General features: G+C 39.2%; 21 protein-coding genes. 12 read left to right on the top strand and 9 right to left on the bottom strand.

The genetic code is table 11. From position 1 onward, the window contains the following. Positions 1 to 44 precede the first annotated feature (44 nt). The 9 genes from PR761_RS09730 to PR761_RS09690 all read right to left on the bottom strand — a co-directional run bounded on the left by PR761_RS09730 (position 45) and on the right by PR761_RS09690 (position 8,466). Positions 45 to 842 (bottom strand): fimbrial biogenesis chaperone, encoded by a 798-nt coding sequence (locus tag PR761_RS09730; RefSeq protein ID WP_006813963.1) that lies wholly within the window; start codon positions 840 to 842, stop codon positions 45 to 47. Then, positions 829 to 1,596: a fimbrial biogenesis chaperone gene (locus PR761_RS09725; RefSeq protein WP_119246295.1), complete on the bottom strand. Its 768-nt coding sequence runs from the start codon at positions 1,594 to 1,596 to the stop codon at positions 829 to 831. The genes PR761_RS09730 and PR761_RS09725 overlap by 14 nt, the downstream gene beginning before the upstream one ends. 13 nt (positions 1,597 to 1,609) lie before the next feature. Next, positions 1,610 to 2,188, bottom strand: a complete 579-nt coding sequence (locus PR761_RS09720) for a fimbrial protein (RefSeq protein WP_006813961.1) — start codon at positions 2,186 to 2,188, stop codon at positions 1,610 to 1,612. Positions 2,189 to 2,209: 21 nt separating this feature from the next. Then, positions 2,210 to 2,791: a fimbrial protein gene (locus PR761_RS09715; RefSeq protein ID WP_006813960.1), complete on the bottom strand. Its 582-nt coding sequence runs from the start codon at positions 2,789 to 2,791 to the stop codon at positions 2,210 to 2,212. A 22-nt stretch (positions 2,792 to 2,813) separates the two neighbouring features. Beyond that, a complete protein-coding gene (locus tag PR761_RS09710; protein ID WP_006813959.1) occupies positions 2,814 to 3,365 on the bottom strand; it encodes a fimbrial protein in 552 nt (183 codons plus the stop codon). Beyond that, positions 3,349 to 4,074 carry a fimbrial biogenesis chaperone gene (locus PR761_RS09705; RefSeq protein WP_006813958.1) on the bottom strand — a complete coding sequence of 242 codons (726 nt, stop codon included), beginning with the start codon at positions 4,072 to 4,074 and terminating at the stop codon, positions 3,349 to 3,351. The genes PR761_RS09710 and PR761_RS09705 overlap by 17 nt, the downstream gene beginning before the upstream one ends. An 84-nt stretch (positions 4,075 to 4,158) precedes the next feature. After that, positions 4,159 to 4,701, bottom strand: coding sequence for a hypothetical protein (locus tag PR761_RS09700; protein WP_006813957.1), 543 nt, complete (start codon positions 4,699 to 4,701; stop codon positions 4,159 to 4,161). Positions 4,702 to 5,067: 366 nt separating this feature from the next. Continuing rightward, positions 5,068 to 5,391: a helix-turn-helix domain-containing protein gene (locus tag PR761_RS09695; protein WP_039854658.1), complete on the bottom strand. Its 324-nt coding sequence runs from the start codon at positions 5,389 to 5,391 to the stop codon at positions 5,068 to 5,070. A gap of 786 nt (positions 5,392 to 6,177) precedes the next feature. Further along, entirely contained in the window at positions 6,178 to 8,466 is a 2,289-nt protein-coding gene (locus PR761_RS09690) for an FdhF/YdeP family oxidoreductase (RefSeq protein ID WP_039854656.1), read from the bottom strand. Between the two features lie 1,513 nt (positions 8,467 to 9,979). On the opposite strand from PR761_RS09690, the gene PR761_RS09685 reads away from it, so the two are divergent. From PR761_RS09685 to PR761_RS09630, 12 genes are all read left to right on the top strand, one after another. Further along, complete coding sequence (locus tag PR761_RS09685) at positions 9,980 to 10,255, top strand: helix-turn-helix domain-containing protein (RefSeq protein WP_006813953.1); 276 nt, start codon at positions 9,980 to 9,982, stop codon at positions 10,253 to 10,255. A 150-nt stretch (positions 10,256 to 10,405) separates the two neighbouring features. Next, a complete protein-coding gene (fimA, locus tag PR761_RS09680) occupies positions 10,406 to 10,954 on the top strand; it encodes a type 1 fimbrial major subunit FimA (RefSeq protein ID WP_006813952.1) in 549 nt (182 codons plus the stop codon). 80 nt (positions 10,955 to 11,034) lie between these two features. Continuing rightward, the gene (locus tag PR761_RS09675; protein ID WP_006813951.1) at positions 11,035 to 11,571 is read left to right on the top strand and encodes a fimbrial protein; all 537 of its coding nucleotides are present in this window, start codon (positions 11,035 to 11,037) and stop codon (positions 11,569 to 11,571) included. Between the two features lie 64 nt (positions 11,572 to 11,635). Continuing rightward, entirely contained in the window at positions 11,636 to 12,334 is a 699-nt protein-coding gene (locus tag PR761_RS09670; RefSeq protein ID WP_039854655.1) for a fimbria/pilus periplasmic chaperone, read from the top strand. Between the two features lie 91 nt (positions 12,335 to 12,425). Beyond that, positions 12,426 to 15,062: a fimbrial biogenesis usher protein gene (locus PR761_RS09665; protein WP_126436178.1), complete on the top strand. Its 2,637-nt coding sequence runs from the start codon at positions 12,426 to 12,428 to the stop codon at positions 15,060 to 15,062. Positions 15,063 to 15,105: 43 nt separating this feature from the next. Beyond that, a complete protein-coding gene (locus PR761_RS09660) occupies positions 15,106 to 15,609 on the top strand; it encodes a fimbrial protein (protein ID WP_006813948.1) in 504 nt (167 codons plus the stop codon). A gap of 34 nt (positions 15,610 to 15,643) precedes the next feature. Further along, entirely contained in the window at positions 15,644 to 16,135 is a 492-nt protein-coding gene (locus tag PR761_RS09655) for a fimbrial protein (RefSeq protein WP_039854653.1), read from the top strand. 14 nt (positions 16,136 to 16,149) lie between these two features. Further along, entirely contained in the window at positions 16,150 to 17,085 is a 936-nt protein-coding gene (locus PR761_RS09650) for a fimbrial protein (protein ID WP_392397986.1), read from the top strand. Positions 17,086 to 17,979: 894 nt separating this feature from the next. After that, positions 17,980 to 18,333, top strand: coding sequence for a helix-turn-helix domain-containing protein (locus tag PR761_RS09645; RefSeq protein ID WP_006813945.1), 354 nt, complete (start codon positions 17,980 to 17,982; stop codon positions 18,331 to 18,333). Between the two features lie 82 nt (positions 18,334 to 18,415). Further along, a complete protein-coding gene (locus PR761_RS09640) occupies positions 18,416 to 18,949 on the top strand; it encodes a fimbrial protein (protein ID WP_006813944.1) in 534 nt (177 codons plus the stop codon). 71 nt (positions 18,950 to 19,020) lie between these two features. Further along, on the top strand, positions 19,021 to 19,551 hold the full coding sequence (locus tag PR761_RS09635) for a fimbrial protein (RefSeq protein ID WP_154610972.1): 531 nt from the start codon (positions 19,021 to 19,023) through the stop codon (positions 19,549 to 19,551). A 27-nt stretch (positions 19,552 to 19,578) separates the two neighbouring features. Further along, the gene (locus PR761_RS09630) at positions 19,579 to 22,104 is read left to right on the top strand and encodes an outer membrane usher protein (protein ID WP_154610973.1); all 2,526 of its coding nucleotides are present in this window, start codon (positions 19,579 to 19,581) and stop codon (positions 22,102 to 22,104) included. Positions 22,105 to 22,150: the final 46 nt, after the last annotated feature.

Genomic DNA, 22,150 nt, shown 5'->3' with positions numbered 1-22,150 from the left:
TTGCTTATGAGCATCGGGTGAATTTGTTTATCTGTATAGTGCGGTTACATTGCTGAGAGTTGGCGTGTTCTCATTTGGTTAGTTCCGCCATCGTCTTCCATTAACTGCCAATGAATGTCGTTTGCGACATGGCTGGCATCAAGGGGCCATTGCGCCTCACCAAAGGGGGGAACCATGCGTGAGGGACTTAAATTCAGGGCGTTTTTCCCCACAGACAGTGACGCTAACGTGACATAAAAAGGCGTCGGGTTTTTCAGCGTTAGCGTATTTTTCGTGCGCTGAAATTGCAGCTGTTCGGCGATATTATCGAGATTATGTTCCGGTAATCCCGCAGGGCGATAAAACAGCTTCAAGTTATTTTGTACCGCAAGGATCATTTGCGCGCCTTCAGCTGCATCTTTTGATTGTGCGGGGATCGCAGTCAGTGACAACTGCGCAATCGACTCTTTATCTTGCGTTAATAAATTATGCTTTTGAAGAATACGCAATGTGAGCGTTTCGCCCGGTTCGAAGCGTTGTAACGGCGGTAATGCAATAAATGCCGTCAGGTTTGCATCTGCTGTATCGCCCGTAGTTTTGCTTGATGAACTCCCTTCCCACGGTAATAGGCGCGCCTGTAATAAATAGGGTATCGCGGTATTATTGGTGAGCGTGTACGTCACCCCATTTTTGGCATCATGGGGGTAAATCACACGGGTTGAATGCAGCGTTAGCCCATTGATTTGGTCTTGTAGGTTATTTGCCCATGCAGGCTGGGTAAAAAGTGCAGTCAATAGGGCGACTCCGCTAACCAGGCGATATAACACAGGCTTTTTAATCTTCAATAAATTAATGTTGTTCATCGCGAGTAGCTCCTGATTGAATATTCCCCTGATAGGCAGTGCTCATATCCCCATAATCGGTGATGACTCTCCACTCTGCGTGTGTGGCACCGCCTTTTACGGGGTAAGTTTGTGTGGAGAAGGGCGCGATCATAGGGCCCAGTTCTCGTACATCAATGGGGTGCTGATTGACACTCAACTGCGCTAACGTGATGTAATAAGGCGTTGGGTTGCTGACTTCGAGCTGTTGACCTTGATGGCGAAAAGTCAGTTGGCTTGAGGCAGTTTCGATGCTCATGGGTAACCCTTTCGGGCGATAAAATAGTTTGATAACGTTGCGGATCCCCACAGAAACTTGAGCGCTAGTCATCTCGCCTTCGGGGGCGTTAGCTTTTGTGGTGGCGGGGATCGCTAATAAACTTAAATAAAATACGGATTCTCGGTCCGTAGGTAGCTCCGCGGTACCATTACGAACAATGAGCAGCGTGTTTTGGCTCTCTTTTTCTAAGCGGAACATCGGTGGTGTCGCAATAAATGGTGGCGCGGGTTTGTGTGCATTTCCCTCGGGGGTATTGATGACATCGGCTTTGATTAAGTAAACCTGTGGGCTGCTATTTTTGATGGCAATTTTGGCATTTGGGTTTGCTGCATCGAATATGACGCGAGTTTGGGCTAAACGCAGTCCGCCTTCTGCTGCGAAAGATAGCGCCGAAAAATTGCTGCATATCAATAAAATAATTAGAGCGCGATAGTCAGAGAAACGATTTGAAAACATACTTATTACCCAATTAGTCATATAAGAAGCTAAACGTGACGGTTGCGGTGAGTTCACCATTTTGCAAATTGTCACTGGCCGTGCAGGTGCCGCAGGCAAGCACGGCAGTAAAATCAAGTGAGCTATTTAATCTCTCCACATTGCTGGTTCCACCCGATGGCCATGTCTTGATGGTAATGACCTCATTGCCGGATTTCGCAGTATTGTCATTGGCATTAAAAAGCGTATTTCCGGGGGTGGATAGCCTAACGCCATAGCCTTTTGTGGTACTGGATGCATCGGCATAGAGCCGTTCATTGTTATCTGCGGCGAACGTATTTCCTTTGACCGCAATTCTGGGTGTTAAAAAATAGCCTTGGCACCCTGTGAGGGTTAACGTGAATTGGCTACTTTGCTTATTGTTTGGGAGCTCATCGTAGGGCAGTGGCGCACCATTGTTGTACGTGACGGTATTTGGTACTGTCACATCGCAGCTACCGCCATAAAAAAAAGCTGAAAATGAGACGGTCGTTGAGGCACTTCCTGCCTGTAATTCACCGGCTGGTAATAGCAACCCTACAATCACGCTAAAGAAAGAAAGTTTTCGTATCATTGTTATTAACAGCCTTCAAAATCAGTTATAGAAAAAATTAAATGTTAATGAGGCGGTCAGTTCACCACCTTGTAAGTCATTGGCGGTGCATGTTCCACAGCTTACCGCCGCCTTCAGTGGGATTTTTCCATCCAATGTGTTGGCAAAGGTCTTAGACCATTCTTTGGTGGCTAGCGCCGTGATTTTTTTATCGGTAGCGAGGTTGTCATTAGCAGTAAAATTAGTATTACCTTCTGTGGATAATAAAATGCCATAACCTGTACTGGTGCTGCCTGTACTGACAAAAAGGTCTTTTCCTGAGGTGCTATCAGAGTCCCCTTCGATAGTTATCGAGGGGGTCAATCCGTAACCTTTACAGCCAAGGATAGTGATATCAAAGGGCTCGCTAATATCGCTGGTCGTTGTGATTTCTTCTGCGGGAATCAGATCCCCATTACGGATTGATACGGTAGATGGCGCCGTAATTTGGCAGCCACCACCGACAATGCTGGCACTGATTTTGGTGGTTGCCGTGGTTGCCGCCATTGCGGATTGCCCCATGCTTGCCGCATACAATGCGGTGGGAATGAGCAGGGAATAGAGTGACTTTTTAGTCAGTGTCATGATGAGTTCCTATTTTTAGGTATTACTGAAAAATAAGGTTAAACGTCAACGAAGCTGAGAACTCACCGGGGATAGCCTCCCCATCCACGGGCCCCACTAAACCCACGAGAAAAGTCTCTTCAGTTTGGTGATAGTTCTCTTTGGTCAGTGGTGTTAAGGCAATTTGTTCACCGCGTTTAAAGGCTTTGCTTGTGTCATAAAAATCACTCAAGGAGAGCGGCGTGCCGTCGCTGAGGCGTAACATAAACCCTGTGCTGTTTGGGGTTCCATCCAAGAAAATGGTGCTTTCGTTATAGGGGGTATTTCCCTGTAACGTAATTTTTGGGGTGAGATTTCCCGTTTTATCCACACAGATAAATTGTGCTTTCAATGGCTTAATTTGATGCGTGGTAACCGCGCCTTGAAAATCGGATGTACGCATCGGTGTAAATTGCAATGAATTGGGGATGCGAATTTCACACCCGACATCATCGGTGATTACTGCTTTAATCTCGGTATTTTCTGCCAGTGCCACGTGCCAGCTGTTAAGTAACATGGCAAAAAAAACAATGAGTAATTTATTGAATTTGCGCATGAAACTGGTCCTTTCCGCCATAGTCATTAATGGCTTTCCATTCAACAGTGCCTTGTCGTTGAACGTGGGAATAGGTGATGCTGCCAAAAGGCGCAATCATGTTATTTCCTTTTGTTGTGCTCAAAGGAACGGATTTATTGGCAATTTTTACGCTGTCTAATGTGATGTAGTACGGGGAAGGATTGGACACTTGAACCCCATTATTCACACTTGAAAATTTCAGCGATTTCATGGCTTGTTGCTGAGTCATGCCTAAATGATTCGGGCGATAAAACAGCTTGATGACATTTCCCGTCGAAACTTGTACGGCGCCATCAATATTATTTTGTGGTGTATTCAGCCCTTTTTCGCTGGTCGGCATCGCGACGGTACGAAAATAAAAAACAGATTCTTTATCTTGCGGGAGCACCACGTTTTTTTTCATTATGCGAACTTGATTGGTCGAACCTGACTCTAATCGGAATAACGAAGGAGTCACCACAAAGGGAGTCTCACCATTGTCACCATAGGGGGTTCGCAAAATTTGTGCTTTGACTAAATAAGGCGTGAGTGATTGACTCGAGCTGGTGATCCCCACACTTTTTCCGGTGGTGTTATCACTTTCTGAAAAGATAATTCGAGTGGTATCGATAGCGATCCCTGCTATCGATGAACCAGATAGCAATAGCAAGCCAGCGCAGATCCCTTGTATAAATCGGTTGTTTCGCATTTGTCTATCCTCATAGTCTTTGTGGCAGAATGTAGGTAAGACGGCGCCCGCCTTACCTCAGTCTACTGAGTTAATTAAATCGAATTAGTCAACGATATAAGCAACTAAGATGGGTGCACTGTAGGAACCTGCATCAGGTGAATCTGTTGTCGTTGCCATACCGACTTTGAAGGTATATTGAGCGTCAGTATTTTCTGCACCAACACCAAATGCGATTTTTTCGCCATTAGTGACGGTGGCATTAGCTTCGTTTTTAATCATAAAACCAACGGTTTTCGAATCGTCAGAAACAAAGAGGTTATGTTCGTTGTTACCCACTGAAGTAATACCTTGAATGATCAGGTTGCCGTTTTCACCCTTGGTACAACCGACTAAAGTAACCGGCATATCAACGGGTGTAGAGGACATTGCATTGACAGCAGCAAAGTCTGAATCTGATTCACCCACTGAGGTTTTTAAAACACCTACGTTTAAGACTGATTTACCGCCATTGATAGTGACATCACAAGTTGTGTTGGTCAGGATCCCTTGCAAAGTCACTTCTGCAGAAGGTGCAGCCATTGCGTTTAAACTTACACAGGAAGCGCCAGCGAATAATGTTGTTAACGCTAATTTTTTAAAAGCCATATTGAAATTCCTTTATATATAAAAAATAAAAAACGAAATAAAACGTACTTCAAGAAACCAGTGAAGGTGGCGATACATTTACCCACATTCACAGCAAAAACAGACGCGCTCATTGAGCTAAAAGCAAGCGTGTCTACAATGATTTTTGTATTAATCTAATTTGACTTAATTAATTAAAAAAATAGATAGCTTTAAATAAAGCCATATTAAAAATATTTATTGAAATAAATAGAAAATATCCATGAGAAATGGATTTTTAATTTAATGGTTTTTATGGATTAATAATATTAATCTTAATTAATAAGTTGGTTTAATTTAAATAAAGTTAAATTTAACGCTAATATAGTGTTATTAATCCACTGTGATTTATTTTGAAATTAGAGCACCATGTTGCTCAAATAATAAATTAAACTCACCGTAAAGCTCAGGTTCCTTAGTTTCTATACGTTCAGAAACAAAGAAGAAGAATGTTTCTAAAGATACACCCAAGTAATGAAGCAAAATACATAAAGTAGATAACGTTATTTCACAGATACCATTTTCATAGCGTGAAATCTGTTGTTGGGAAACTCCAATGAGTGAACCTAATTGTCTACCTGATAATAATCTTTTCCTTCTTAAGCTTGCAATTTCATCTGCGATAGCTTGAGAAAATGATTCTGTAATTCTCTCTATTTTTTTCAAACTCATCATAAACCTTACATAAGAATCAATTTCAAAACATATTAAACAAATGCGTAAGCACGAATCTGTTTTTATTTTTAAACAATATATGAGTAAAAACAATAGTAGGAAATTTATGAGTTTGTTCATTTAAAGCATGATTTACATATTACTAACACGCTAGCTTTGTTAAATTAAATAAATAACAAAAGGTTGCGATATCCTTACTCGTAATGTGCTTAAAATTGGTAGTGATAAACTTCATTTTTTGTCACTTTAAGAGTCGAATACAGAATTAAGTATTAAAAATAACATTTATTAACACTTACATTTTGAAATCTTGATGTTAAAAGGGTGCCCTCTAATTGAAGTTAAAAAAAACAATAAAATTCAATCATCTATGCTTTATTTTATAGATACATGCTTAGTAACAATTATGAATTTAAAATCGAAGGTATAAAAAAATATGTCGAAATGTGACTTTTATGACATTAAACAACATTTAATTTGACTTAGGGGGTGATTGATTGTGATGTAAATCACATTTGATTGGATTAAAAATAACACAATGGCTTTAAGACTGTTGTTTCATTTATGGTATTGAAACAAATTTAAGTGGGGGAGGCTGGTCAAAATGAGGAATTTAGTGGTATAGCCTTCAATATCAGTCTGAAAGCTAGGATAAGGGCGCTATAACTTACACTGCTCAGTTTGTATCAAACCATTATTCCCAAAAATGACATTTATATGCCTAGCATTTCAAAAAAAGCAGCCTCGATGTGTTATCAAGACCGCTTTATCTGGGCACAATAACTAGCTGGCAACATCCACTTTTTCCAAAAGAATTGGAATGTTTTTATAAGCTGGAATACCACTTTGAGGATCAAAATTATCGAGCGCAATTAAATTATTGGCTTCAGGGAAATAGGTAGCAACACAGCGATCGGCCATATCATAGATCACCACCTTCAGATTATCTAAACGGCGATTTGTGCGCTTTTGTTCATTATCTAAAGCGATAATATTGACGCGATCACCCGCAGATAAATTTTGTTTTTTGGCTTGAGCTTCGCTAATAAACATCACATCTCGTTGCCCAAAAACACCACGATAACGGTCATTCATCCCATAAATCGTCGTATTATATTGGTCATGACTGCGTAGCGTCGCCAAAATTAACTCACTGTGTATTGCGGATTTGGGATCTTCAATAACCCCTTTGGTTGTCATAAAGTTAGCTTTTCCAGATGATGTTAACCACTTACGCTGTGAGGCTGCATTGGTTAGATGGAAACCACCAGGAACACGAATTCGTGCATTATAATCTTCGAAACCCGGTAATATAGCTTCCATGGCATCACGAATTTTATCGTAATCATCAATAAACTCATCCCACTCAACTTTCGTGTGAGGAAGAGTCGCTTTAGCGAGTCCAGCAACAATTGCACATTCAGATTTCAAATGTGGGCTGGCAGGTTTTAATTTCCCGTGGGAGGCATGTACCATCGACATTGAATCTTCAACGGTAATACTTTGTGGTCCAGATTTTTGAATATCTTTTTCCGTACGCCCTAATACAGGGAATAAAAAGGTATTTTTTGAGGTTAACAAATGTGAGCGATTGAGCTTTGTTCCTATATGAACGGCTAAATCGAGTTTTTTCATTCCGCTATAACAGGCATCTTTATCTGGCATTGCAACCGCGAGATTTCCACCCATACAGATCAGCGCCCGCGCACTACCTTGTGAAATGGCTTGCAGACTTGCAACCGCAGCATGCCCAAAAGCTGCTGGCGGCTTAAAGCCAAAACGTTGTTCAATTTTATCTAGAAATGCTTGGCTTGGTTTTTCTGTGATACCAACAGTTCGGTCACCTTGTACATTCGAATGACCTCGTAATGGACAAATTCCTGCACCATCTCTACCAATATTACCTTTTAATAACAGTAAGTTGACAAGTTGCTGAATATTTTGAGTACCATGTTGATGCTGAGTAATTCCCATGCCGTAACAAATTATGGTGCTTTTTGCTTCAATGTAGAGCTGAGCGATTTGCTCTATTTCACTTTGAGTTACACCACTAATAGATAAAATATCCTCCCAGCGGGTAGACAGAATATCGTGTTTAAGCGCATCAAAACCAACAGTGTGGTTTTGTATAAATTCATTATCTAATATTGGGGCTTGCCCTTTGGCTACTGCGGCATCGTGTAGCTCAATAATTACGCGCATGATACCTTTCATTAGAGCGGTATCCCCACCAATGCGCACTTTATAGTAATGTTCTGCTAAAGGGGTAGACTCAAGCGTTAACATTTCGATCGGATCTTGAGGGTAGGTAAATCGTTCTAATCCCCTCTCTCGAAGTGGATTAATGGCGATAATTTTAGCGCCACGTTTTGATATTTCCCGTAGGGAGCTGAGCATTCTGGGATGGTTAGTGCCCGGATTATGACCAATGCAAATAACCAAATCCGCTTTATCAAAATCTTCCAGTAACACCGTTCCTTTGCCGACCCCTATCGCAGCAGCAAGACCAACGCTGGTTGGTTCATGGCACATATTCGAGCAGTCAGGGAAATTGTTGGTACCGTATTCTCGGGCAAAAAGTTGATATAAGAATGCGGCTTCATTAGAGGTTCTACCGGAGGTATAAAATTCGACAGAGTTTGGGTCGGGGTAATGGGATAAGAGTTGACCTATTTGGTTGAATGCATCATTCCATTCTATGGGTTCATAATGATCGGTTTGAGCATTGTACTTCATTGGGTGAGTTAAGCGCCCTTCATTTTCTAAATCGTAATCTGCCCATGTTAACAATTCACTGACAGTGTGTTTCGCAAAAAATTCAGGTGTGGTTTTTTTTGCTGTCGCTTCCCATGCCATGGCTTTCGCACCATTTTCACAAACATCAAATGATGCACTGTGTTTAGGATCTGGCCATGCACAGCCAGGGCAATCAAAACCTTGCGGTTTATTCATTTCAAACATGGTAATAATATCTGGCACTATTTCCATTTGCTCGCGTATCGCTTCAGCAACGGCTTTAACTGCCCCCCAGCCTGCAGCAGGCCCAGTATAATCTTCAATTTTTTCTTTCATTTGCATTACTCTTTCTAATTTAAATATAACAAAAAATAAACATTGATTTATTACAGTCTAATTATGATTTGAATAGAGCGAGAAACATCGGTTTATTACAGTCTAATTATGATGAGAAACTAAATTCATAACCAATAAAAACATATCAAATATTAATAATAACAATAAGAGACTACCTTATATTAATAAAGTGATAATTTATTAAAGGCAAATCAAATTTTCATTTGACCTTAGATTGATTTGATATACCTCAAGATAATCTCAATCACTTGAAAATACTGGGGTTTTATTCTTGATTGAGTTGTTTTTAGGCCTATTTCGATAATGGAATCTAAAATTCCCATCAAGAATTCGACTATTTTCAATTAAGCATTTATCCGTTTCATCATAATAGTAAATATGCTAATCCTTTGGTTTATCTTATTTTAAATAAAAATTTAGGGGTGGATGCATTCTTTTTTTACTACGAATTTTTTCATTAGTTGATGTTATTGAGCAAAAGGCTAAATCGTATTTTGACATTTATCAGCAATATTTTTATACGTTTGGCTAGAAAAGTACGGGCTAATTACTTGCCATATTGGAAGCGTAGTCTCATTAGTACCCTTCGTGATGGTCCATAGTCTATTTTTTCAATGCTCATTTTTCCTGTGAAGTGCTCACATCAGATTTCAATCTTTCATTAAAATTCTAAAATTATTCTTACCTATTGGAACGGTTATGGATTAGGGGGGAAATCTAGAATGGTGGGATTGCCCTGAAAGCGTTGTGAATGCGAATCATTAATAATTATTGACAATACTCTCATGGTGAGTTGGTGCCTCTAAATGAAGAACAACTTATTAATAACCTTTCAAATATTATAAATATAGAATTTTTTTCTAATTAAAATGTCATTTTATATATTAGTAAACTATATTGATTATTGATCGAGGTCATTTTTTTTATATTTTTTTTTACATAATTATAACTTTTTAGTGTATTGTTTTGGCGTCTATAATTGTTGGTTATTTCTGTTTTGATTATTTTATTCTTTTATCTATCTTATTTTGCAATCAGTCTTTTTATGACTGCTTATTAAAAAAACTCTTATTTCGGATATTTTTGTTTTGTATTAAATATTCAAAATCTAGATCAAGTTTTTTGTTTTTTCTATTTTATGTGGAATTTACTTATTTATTGTAAATTATTGTTTCTAAATTACGCGAATTGCGCGTAATTGATTTTTAACGTCTAAATGTCTAAATTCGATTTTCATTTTTTGTGTCAAATTTAACTTTGGTTAGACTTATAATAAATAAAGACTTTTTTTTACTCTCTAGCTGAGTTGATCGAAAAAACCGATCAAAATTAGCACTCATAATAGTTACTGGCTATCAAATATCACTTATTTGATCGGAAAAACCAATTTTTAACTATAAGTATCATTCTATACCTTAATAAGAGTTGACGAATATTTCCTTTATCGACAATACATAAAATTAGTCAACTAAAATGATTTGAGAGGTTTAGTATGCAAGAGAATGATCCGCTATCAAATAATATTGGCAAAATGTTGAAGTCTTATCGTAGGAGAACTGGATTAACCGGAACTGAATTAGCGAAAAGAATTAATGTCAGCCAACAGCAAATATCACGTTATGAAAATGGTGTTAATAATATAACGTTTGATAAGCTAATGATCCTATTCAATGCTCTAGAGATGAATAGATATGATATCGATATTTTCTTTGAGCAAATAAAATGCTTTGCTGATCCCTATGAACACGGGAACTCAAAAAACAGGTAATAGCATCTAAAAAACATTTAAATTTAATTGAATTATAAAATCGTAATTCAATTAAATTCGATCATTTTAATTATGGTGTTATCAGGCGTCATTTAACCCTCTTGTATTATTAATTTTTGCAATAAATAAACATAAACATAAGGAATCTTTATGAAAGTTAAATCATTAGCACTTGTTGTTGTTTCTGCTCTGTCTTTAAGTTCAGTTGCTGCTTTTGCTGCAACCACAACAGTTAATGGCGGCACTGTACATTTTAAAGGTGAGTTAGTAAACGCAGCGTGTGCTGTTGATGCTGGCTCTGTAGAGCAAACTGTTCGCCTTGGTCAAGTTCGTACCGCTAAGCTGGCAAAATTAGGCGATACCAGTGGTCCTGTTGGTTTCAATATCCAGCTGAATGACTGTGACACTGAAGTTGCAACTTCTGCAAAAGTTGCTTTCACCGGCGTATCTGCTAACGCAGCTAACCCAACAGTATTATCCGTTGCTTCTTCTGCTTCAGGTGCAGCAACAAATGTTGGTATCCAAATTTTAGATGGTAAAAGCGTACCATTAGGTCTGGATGGCGCAACATTTGGTAGCCCGATTACGTTAAATGATGGTGCTAACGTGCTGCCATTCCAAGCTCGCTACTTCGCATTGGGTGCAACCACTGCGGGTGTTGCTAATGCGGATGCAACATTTGCTGTTCAATACGAATAATCACTAAAAAACGTTAAGGATATCGAGTTAGATAAACCAAGGATGGTTTTTTATAAACGAAACTAAAAAGGTGAATATTCATGAGAGGGCTGATGCTTGGTCTACTGCTTCTGTTTTCCCCATTTCTGCAAGCTGGAAATAAATGGAAAGTTCAGCTTCCCGGCGGCGGAATGCGCTTTCAAGGGGTGTTGATTGCAGAGGCTTGTAGTGTCGAAACGTCAGATCGAACTTTGACCGTTAACATGGGGCAACTGCGAACCAATATGTTGCATGCTCCGGGTCAAGATACGGCACCCGTTATCTTTGATATTCATCTTCGAGAATGTACTCAGGCTGTCAGTGAATATGTTTCCATCACTTTTTCTGGGGTCGCGAATGATAAGAACCCCGATATATTTTCTGTTGGTGATGAACCGAATACTGCGCAAGGCGTGGGATTAGCTATTTTTGATTCAACCAATACGTTGATTCCTATAAACAGCACACCTCGAAGAATTGATCGCATCACCAATGGTGATATGACATTACATTTTGTCGCTAAGTATCGTGCGACTAGCTATGAAATTACCGGTGGAAAGGCCAATGCACAAGCATTGTTCTCGCTAACCTATGAATAAGAATCTAAAAAAAATAGTCACAGATATTTTAAATTTTTTTAGTCAAAGAAGGACAGATGTAAACATGAAAACAAGAATAACTCGTCAACTTATTACAGCCTTATTTATCTTACTCTGTTCTGGTGTATCCACTCAGGTCTATGCAGGGGTTGCATTAGGTGCAACTCGCGTAATTTATCCTGCGGATCAAAAGCAGGTTCAACTTGCCGTAACAAATAATGATGACAAAAGTGTATTTCTTATCCAATCATGGGTAGAAAACGCTAACGGCCAGAAAGATAACCAATTTGCGATTACACCACCACTGTTTTCGATGAAAGGTAAAAAAGAAAATACGTTACGCATTATTGATGCAACAAATAACCAGCTACCGAAAGATAGAGAAAGCCTTTTCTGGTTAAACGTTAAAGCGATACCGGCGATGGATAAGGCTCAGATGAACGAAAATACGCTGCAACTTGCCATTATCAGCCGTATCAAATTGTATTATCGCCCAACCGGTTTATCGGTTTCTCCGGATACCGTTGCTGAAGCATTGCGTTTCAAACGACAAGCTCAAGTGCTGTCTGTTATCAATCCAACACCGTATTACGCCACAGTGACAGATCTCAATGTCGGTTCAGTGAAATTGGAAAATACCCTCGTTCCTCCGTTTGGTGAGGTATCTATTAATGTGCCTGTAAATGCGAATGGTGCGATTAGCTATAAAACCATCAATGATTACGGTGCGTTAACTGCGAAAATGACAGGGAAAACTCAGTAAAGGCTGGCTTTCTTATTCTTAATAAAGCGCTAAATATCATTCTGAATCAAAGAGTTTACTGAGAGACGTCATTGATCGGATTGGAGGGATCATGTCATATCTGGCATCTGAAAAAAGGCAATTAATTTCGGAAAAAGGATCATTTTTGGGATGTAGATTTGATCTGCGTTTTCCCTTAATTCCATTGACATTCTTTATTGGCATATCTCTGTATCCCTCTTGGGCAGGGGCTGAGCTGTATTTTAATCCGCGCTTTTTGGCAGACGACCCTTCCGCAGTGGCTGACTTATCGGCTTTTGAAAAAGGGCAAGAGGTTCCAGAAGGTACTTACCGTGTGGATGTCTATCTTAATGATGGCTATCTGTTTACACGTGATGTTCGCTTTGTCATTGATGGAAATAATAAAGAATTATCGCCATGTGTAACTCAAAGTGAGTTAGCCAAAATGGGGGTAAATACGCTCGCTATTCCTGAGATCAGTAAAATAGCCAAGGATACTTGTGAGCCTTTAACTTCATTGGTCACCGATTCAACCGCGAGATTCGATGTTGGTTTACAGCGTTTAAATATCACTGTTCCTCAATTATTTATGAAGGATAGGGTTCGAGATTTTATTCCGCCAGAATTATGGGATTCGGGTATTACAGCTGGAATTTTAAACTATAGCCTGACAGGAAGTAATGCACGTAACCAAGATGGTAAAAACAGCAGCTACAGCTATTTAAACCTGCAAAGTGGATTAAATTTTGGGGCGTGGCGCTTACGTGATAACTCGACATGGAGTCACAGTACAGGGAGTGCGAACAGTGAAACGCGTTGGGAGCATATTAATACTTATCTTGAACGTGGGATTAATCAGATTCGTTCCCGTTTAACGATTGGTGACAGTTATACGCCAGGTGACATCTTTGATAGCTTTAATTTTCGCGGTATTCAATTAGCGTCGGATGACAATATGTTACCGGAAAGTCAGCGAGGCTTTGCGCCCGTTATTCGTGGGATGGCACAAGGTACGGCAGATGTTTCCATTAAACAAAATGGTTATGAAATCTACCGTAATACTTTCCCGCCGGGGCCATTTGTTATTAATGATCTCTATGCCGCAGGGAGCAGTGGCGACCTTCAAGTCACGATCACTGAAGCAGATGGTTCAACCAAAAGTTTTACAGTGCCTTATTCATCCGTACCTTTATTACAACGTGAAGGTCACACGCAATATGCGGTCACGGTGGGTGATTACCGTTCGGGTAATGGGCAACAAGAAAAACCAACCTTTTTACAAGGTACAGTAATGCGTGGTTTATCATATGGTTGGACACTATATGGTGGAACGCAATTGGCAAATCGCTATCAAGCGATTAATGCGGGTATCGGTAAAAATATTGGCATATTTGGGGCGCTATCTGTCGATATTACTCATGCGAATGCTAAGTTGCCAGATGACAGTAACCATGAAGGGCAATCAATACGGTTCCTATATAACAAGTCTTTGAATGAGACGGGCACAATTATTCAGCTTGCTGGTTATCGCTATTCCACAAAAGGGTATTACTCATTTGCGGATACGACTTACAAGCGCATGGATGGGTACAACTTGGCAACCCAAGATGGTGTCATCTATGTCACGCCAAAATTCTCAGATTATTACAATTTAGCGTACAACAAGCGTGAAAAAGTTCAGTTGAGTTTAACTCAGCAAATCGGAGAGCAATCCACTTTATATGTGACGGGAAGTCATGAAACGTATTGGAATACTAGTAAATCTGATAAGCAATTACAGGTTGGTATTAATACGCTAATTGAAGGAATTAACTGGGGCTTAAGTTACAGTTTATCTAAGAATTCTTGGCAAGAATCGAATGACCAAATGTTGGCGCTGAACGTGAATATTCCGTTTAGTCATTGGCTTCGTTCTGATAGTCAGTCTATCTGGCGCAATGCCAGTGCTAGCTACAACGTATCCAATGATCTGAAAGGGCGAATGACCAACACCGCCGGTTTGTATGGCACATTGCTAGAAGATAATAATTTAAGTTATAGCGTACAAACTGGGTATTCCGGAGGTGGGCAAGGGACGTCTTCGGCGACTGGGTATACCTCGTTGAATTACCGTGGGGCATATGGTAATGCGAACGTCGGTTATAGCTATACCGATAGCTTCCGCCAAATTTATTACGGCTTTAGCGGCGGCATTTTAGCGCATGCTAACGGCGTCACACTGAGTCAGCCGATGAATGACACTGTGGTATTGGTCAAAGCACCGGGTGCTGGGCATGTCAAAGTTGAGAATCAAACTGGCGTAGAGACAGATTGGCGTGGCTATGCGGTTTTACCGTATGCCACCGAGTATCGTGAAAATCGCATTGCTCTCAACACAAACACTTTGGCGAATAATGTTGACCTCGAAGATCCGGTTGTGAGTGTTGTTCCTACTCGTGGTGCGGTTGTCCGTGCAGATTTCCACCCTAAAGTCGGTGTGAAGGTATTGATGACATTGCTGCGAAATGGAAAACCCGTGCCATTTGGTGCGGTCGTTTCCTCAGAAGAGAACAGCGGCGGCAGTATTGTTGCGGATGATGGTCAAGTTTACTTAACCGGATTACCACTCTCGGGACAGCTTATTGCTCGTTGGGGCGATGGTCCTGATGCACAGTGCCATGTTAACTACACTTTGCCGGAACAGAGCCAGCAAGAAATACTCAGTAAGTACCGTGCAGAATGCCTCTAAGGAGCGAATAGTGTCTGACAAATCAACCGTTTTTTCTGCCACGATGCTGACATTTATGCTGCTATGTCAAAATGCATTTGCCGCAGACAGTACGATAAATATTAAAGGCAATATTAAGGATAATACCTGTGCCGTTGCCCCAGGATCACAAAATCAAGTTGTTGATTTACTGATAAATGCGGTTAAACAGCTGCATTCTAACGGCGAAGTGACGCCGCTTGTTCCATTTAGTATTGACCTCACGCCTTGTGGGACAGCGGTGACAGCGGTCAAAGTCGGTTTTGTGGGCATTGCAGATGGAAATAATAAGTCATTACTTGCTTTGGAGGCGGGTAGTGCCAATGCTTCTGGCGTGGGAATACAGATCTTAGATGGTGCTCGAACGCCTCTGGTACTCAATGCAGATAGCAATAATATTTCATGGACACCCTTGATGGCTGGTAAGAGTAATACGCTACATTTCAATGCCCGATTAATGGCCTCTAAAACGCCTGTCGTGGCTGGGCATATTCGTGCAACCGCAACTTTTACTCTTGAATTTCAGTAAGCGGGGGGATGTCATGATAAATAAGAAATGGAAAATGAGGACGGCACTGATATTGGGATTGATCTCGTTATCCATCACGTCAACATTTGCAGCAGATGTAACTGTTACGGTTAATGGAAGTGTGGTTGCTAAGCCTTGTACGGTAGCGACAACAACCGCGAATGTGGATTTAGGGGATCTGTATACCTTTAATTTGGTGTCTCCAGGTGCTGCCTCACAATGGCATGAGGTGACGTTGGATTTAGTGAATTGCCCGGTTGGAACATCTGCGGTAACGGCGACATTCAAAGGAACGACGGATACCACGGGATATTACAAAAATCAGGGAACGGCGACGAATATCCAACTGCAATTACAAGATACCGCGGGTAACAATTTAAATAACGGCGTTCAGAAAAAACTACAGGTCAATGACTCTACATTATCGACAAGTTTCCCGTTACAGGTTAGAGCATTGTCGGTGAAAGGCGGTGCGACGCAAGGAAGCATACAAGCGACTATTGATGTCACCTACACTTATCAGTGAGTTACGTTATGAATATAAAAAAAGTGTTGAAGTTACTGTCGGTTAACGCGTTTATTTATTTTGCTGGGATTTCTTCAGCATCTGCATTTACCTGCCGTGACACAACAGGCAACGTCTTGAGTTACACTCAAAGTCCTGCGACTGCAAATGCCTACGTTAATCTGGTACCCAGTGTTCAAACGGGACAAAACTTAGTTGTCGATTTATCGCAATCCATTTCTTGTCGGAACGATGATCCTACAGGACGAAAAGACTTAGTGAGTATGACCAGAGGCTCTGCTTATGGTGGTGTCTTAACAAATTTTACAGGTTCATTAAGGTACTATGGTTCTAGCTATCCATTCCCATTAAATTCCGCAACCCATCAACAAAATTTCAATTCAGGTAGTTTTACGCCTTGGAATACGCAGTTGTATCTGACGCCAGTTTCAGCGGCGGGGGGCGTTGTACTAAAAAAAGGAACGCATTTTGCGACGCTGGTTATGTACCAAGTCGGCTCGGATATCCCCGGTGGCGGAAATATCAATACATCGACATTTACATGGAACTTATACGCCAATAATGATGTGGTTGTTCCTACGGGTGGCTGCGATGTTTCTTCTCGTAATGTTGTGGTGACATTACCTGAATATCCAGGCAGTGCTCAGCCTGTCCCTATTTCTATTCATTGTGCATCCAATCAAAATATTTCTTATTACTTATCTGGTGCGACGGATACCAGTACCTCGATATTTGCGAATACGCTTTCTGGTACTAATACGGCAACAGGAATTGGAATTCAAATATTGCGTAATGGAACGGCGATCTCTGCTAATCAGAATGTCCAGTTGGGGCGAGTCGGAACATCGGCAGTAAATTTAGGTTTAACGACCAATTATGCTAGAACGAAAGGGCAAGTTACGGCCGGAAAGGTGCAATCTGTGATTGGTGTAACTTTCATGTACGACTAGAAGTACATCAAGGAGCCGCAATACGCTGGGAGTATTGTGGTTCTTTGGTTTGCTATCTTTATATACTATTTTTTACTCACCTCGAATAGCTTAGTTTTCACTCCGTTTTTTCTTGATTATTTTACTCTCTAGCACTCATCTAATATTAGAAAAAAGAAACCTTATTTATTATCCCATCTATATTCAATAGACTGTATTTTATCTGTATAAAGATATTATCATGGTTGAACTTGCCCTCTGTTATCTAGAGTCGTTGCTTAGATATAACGTCATCAATTTTTTGGAGGATGACGCTGTTGCATTCAAAGGATATGGGTATAAATTGATGTGCAATGAGATTTTTTATTCAATTTCTAATGTCTTTATTTGAAATGGTATTTTTTAAGATAAGCGAATTACATCACTTAATTACAGTGATTCATTATTTATAACAAGAATTTAATTGTAGTTTTTTGTAGATTTGCACCTGTAAAAAGAGTGAGGCTTAATGATTTGATTTATTTTGGTTTTTTTGTTTTATCCTTTCTTTCTTAATGTTTCAATTACTCTCTATTTGTGTTTTTTTGATGAAAATCAAGTTTTTCTGTTACTAATCACGAGTAATTATTAAAAAATGTTAATTTTAGGTAAAAATATTGTTTTTATTAATTTTATAGATATAAATATTGGAATGTTAATGTCTAAATCTGATTTCTTTAAAAAGAATAAAAACTTTAATATTACATAATGTGCTGTTATATAAAAACATAATTGAATTGTAAAAAGTGTAAATATAGCTATTTCGGGGGAGTCTCATATTTCCATACATTTGATTTAAAATAATCACTCCTTATAATTGTAAGCACTTAAGGCAATTATTCTTAAAACCAATTAAGTTAAAGATGTTAATTTGAGATGCAGTTATTAATTATGAATAAAATTAATTTAGATTTAAAAAAATACAATTCATCAGAGAATGTATTTTCCTTATATTGTGGGCTAGTTATAAGAAAAATTAGAAAAGAAAATGGTATTTCTGCATGTGAACTAGCAAAAAAAGTAAATATTTCACAGCAGCAAATGTCCCGTTACGAACGTGGAATCAATAAGTTTAGTATTGACATGTTATTTGATATAACAGTTGCTTTAAATATTCCATTTGAAAGATTAATCAAAACTGTGATTTCTGAAGTTCAAAAATCTCCTTCAGATAATGCAACTATATTAAAAAATAAAATATCAGCGTCTGATATGATTTATTTTTATTAACCAAATTAAATAAAATTATTTATTTATGTAAAACACATATAAATAGTTATATGTGTATCTATATCTATCGTTTGAGGAAAGTATGAAAAAGATTATTTTAGCAACACTGATTTCTGGCGTAATGAGTTCATCTGCATTAGCTGTTGATGCAGGTAGCGGAACAGTAACATTTTCTGGTTCTATTATTGAAGCACCGTGTTCTATTGCTCCGGGTGAAGAAAACCAAGAAGTTGCATTGGGCCAAGTATCTAATGTGACTTTAGATAATGGTAGCGAGTCATCGGCACAACCTTTCCAGATTAAATTAGAAGGTTGTAATCTCAAAGGTGATAATCAAGTTGCCGTCACCTTCAAAGGAACCGAAGCGGGAACAAATACGGGTTATTTACAAATCACGGGCGATGCAACTGGTGCAGCAGTAAAGATCATGAATGGATCCGGCGCTCAGATTAAAGTTAACTCTAGTGCTAAACAAAATTATGTTGAAGGAAATAATACATTAAAATTCCAAGCATCATTAATTGGATTACAATTAGTTGATAAAGATAGTAAACCTCTTCCTGTTACACCAGGCCAATTCCAAGCGGTGACTAACTTTACATTAGCATATAACTAAATAAACCTTTATAAGATGCTCCTTCACCACGAGTTAATGAGACTCGTGGTGTATATCTTAATGGCTATAATATGAGAATAAAGAAAAAAGAAGTTATTTTTTTATTACCATTTTTTTTAATATTAATGTTTTCCAGATGTTCTTTTGCAAAAAACTCAATGGATCTCATAATGCAAGGTAGCATTATGGATACCGCATGCGCTATTAATACGGGATCTTATGAACAATCTATTGATATGGGAGTTTTGCCTCTCTCATTAATAAAGAATCAAGGTCAGGGACAAGCTCAGGATTTTTTTATTACATTAATTGGTTGCAAGCTAACATCTTATACTGGGGAACTGTGGAAAACTTTTGATATTTCCTTTGAGGGGCCAGTTAATGGTAATTGGTTTTCTGTGTCAGGCTCTGCTCAAGGTGTTGCATTATCATTAACGGATTCTGCTGGGGAATCAATTTACCCAGGGGGAAAACTACTTCCTAAAAATATAAAATCTGGAAATAACATTTTAAATTACCAATTTAAAATTGTTTCAGATAGGACACCGTTGCGTGCTGGGGAATATCAGGCATCGATCCGCTTTAAACTTGATTACTACTAAATAATAAATTATTGACAGATTTTAGGAATGTTTTTTATGTCTTCGTTACCTATTTATACACCGCAATTAAAATGTTTAAGTATTATTCTTGGATTAACGGTCGGTTTTATTTCGTCAGCAGCGACTGCGACTAATTATATGGAATTTAATACTGACGTTTTAGATTTAGAAGACAAAAATAACATTGATTTAAACCAATTCTCTCGTGCTGGGTATATTATGCCCGGTATTTATAATTTTACGTTAAAAGTTAACAATGAACAGATCTCTGATGTCGAGATACCTTACTATATAAGTGAGCATGACCCCGAGAATAGTTTGCCTTGTTTATCCCCTGAATTGGTTAATCAATTAGAATTAACACCCGAGTCATTGAAAAAATTGACATGGTGGCATGATGGGCTGTGCCTTAATGAGAATAGCTTACCCGGATTATTATTGAGAGGGGATTTAGCTACGTCATCGTTATATGTCAGTATTCCTCAAGCTTATATGGAATATACCTCACCAAATTGGGATCCGCCTTCCCGTTGGGATGATGGAATATCGGCATTACTTCTTGATTATAATGTCAATGCTAATACAACACGCTCCTACATCGGAGGCTCAGACTCCTCCTCGGTAAACAGCAATGGGGTGACGGGGATTAATTTGGGCGCTTGGCGGTTTAGAGCAGACTGGCAGAGTCGTTATACTCATACCACGGGTCGACAAGGTAGCAACCAAACTGATTTCACTTGGAACCGTTTTTATGCTTATCGAGCATTGTCGGCATTAAAGGCTAAATTAGTGTTGGGTGAAGACTATCTGGCCTCAAATATTTTTGATGGATTCCGATTTCTTGGTGCTAGCCTCCAATCTGAATTGAGTATGATGCCGCCGAACTTACGTGGATATGCTCCGGAAATAACAGGGATAGCAAAAAGTAATGCGACGGTAATTATCATGCAACAAGGGCGAGTATTGCATGAAACCCAAGTTGCTTCAGGACCTTTTCGTATCCAAAATTTAAGTGATGCCATAACGGGAACGTTGGATGTCATTGTTAAAGAACAAGATGGTTCTGTGCAAGAATTTCAGGTCGATACAGCAAACTTGCCCTATCTGACAAGACCTGGACAAATTCAATATAAATTAGCGTTAGGACAGCCAACGAATATCGACCGTCAGAGTGAAGGGGAAAATTTTATTACGGGAGAATTCTCTTGGGGTATAAGCAACGGTTGGTCTTTAATTGGCGGTAGTTTAAATAGCCAAAATTATAATGCGTTATCTATTGGTCTTGGTCGTGACTTACTTGCCTTTGGCGCGCTTTCATTTGATGTAACACAGTCTATTGCTCGTTTGTCGGGCGAAGATACATTAAGTGGTGGCTCATATCGCATCAACTACTCTAAGCGATTTGAACAATTCGATAGCCAAATACAATTTGCAGGCTATCGTTTTTCGGAGCGTAGCTATATGAGTATGAGTGATTTTCTGAATGCCCAAAAAACGGGTGAGCGCTATTACGGTAGTAAGGAATTGTACACGATATCAATGAATAAAAATTTCAACGATATAGGACTATCGCTATATTTAAACTACAACCATCAGACATATTGGGATCGACCGGACAATGATTATTATAGTTTGATGCTATCGAAATATATGGATATCGGTTCGATTAAAAATGTGAGTATCAGTGTATCTGCTAATCGTAATTTTTATAATGGAGTTAAAGATGATAGCGCTTATGTATCATTATCTTTCCCATTAAGTAACGGGGCCAATGTTGGCTATTCGATGAATACAAGCCGCGATGATACCACCAACCGAATTTCTTATTATGATCGATTAGGTGATAGAACAAATTATCAAATCAGTGCTGGAGCAAATCGAAAAGGCGGCACCGCAAGTGCCTTTATTACTCATCAAGGTGATAATGCTCGTTGGTCAGCAAATGCGAGTCATACGAATAATCAATACAGTGCAGTTGGTTTGTCTGCCGCTGGTGGCTTTACTTTAACGACAGAAGGTGCGGTAGCTCACCGCATGAATAATCTAGGTGGAACTCGCCTACTTGTTGATACGGATAGTGTTCCCGATATTGCTATTCGCGGTGTTGGTGCTCCAGTCGCATCGAATCGATTTGGGAAAGCGGTTATTTCCGATGTCAGTAGCTATTATCGTAATAAGGCTCAAATTGATTTAAATAAGCTGCCTGATGATGTTGATGCCCAGCAGTCAGTTGTTCAAGCAACATTAACAGAAGGAGCGGTAGGCTATCGTTCATTTTCCGTTATTTCAGGTCAAAAAATAATGACCGTAATTGCATTAAGTGATAGCTCTCATCCACCATTGGGTGCTCAGGTAACAAATCACAAAAAACAAAATGTTGGGATTGTTGGTGATTTAGGTAATACCTATATTAGTGGTGTTCATTCCTCCGAAGTTATGAATGTCTCATGGGGTAAAAATAGGTCTTGTGAAATTATTTTCCCATCTGAATTAATGAATCGAGAAATCCAAGATAGCTTATTACTTCCTTGCCATGAAGTAATTAAAAGCTAAGAAATTTAATCAGTTCTCATTTTCAAAGATTATTGAATTTAACCAG

The sequence above is a fragment of the Providencia sp. PROV210 genome (assembly GCF_028479445.1).
GTDB lineage: Bacteria > Pseudomonadota > Gammaproteobacteria > Enterobacterales > Enterobacteriaceae > Providencia > Providencia rustigianii.
The sequence above is the reverse complement of the archived record's forward strand: the minus strand, read 5'-3'. Positions and strand labels throughout refer to the sequence as shown.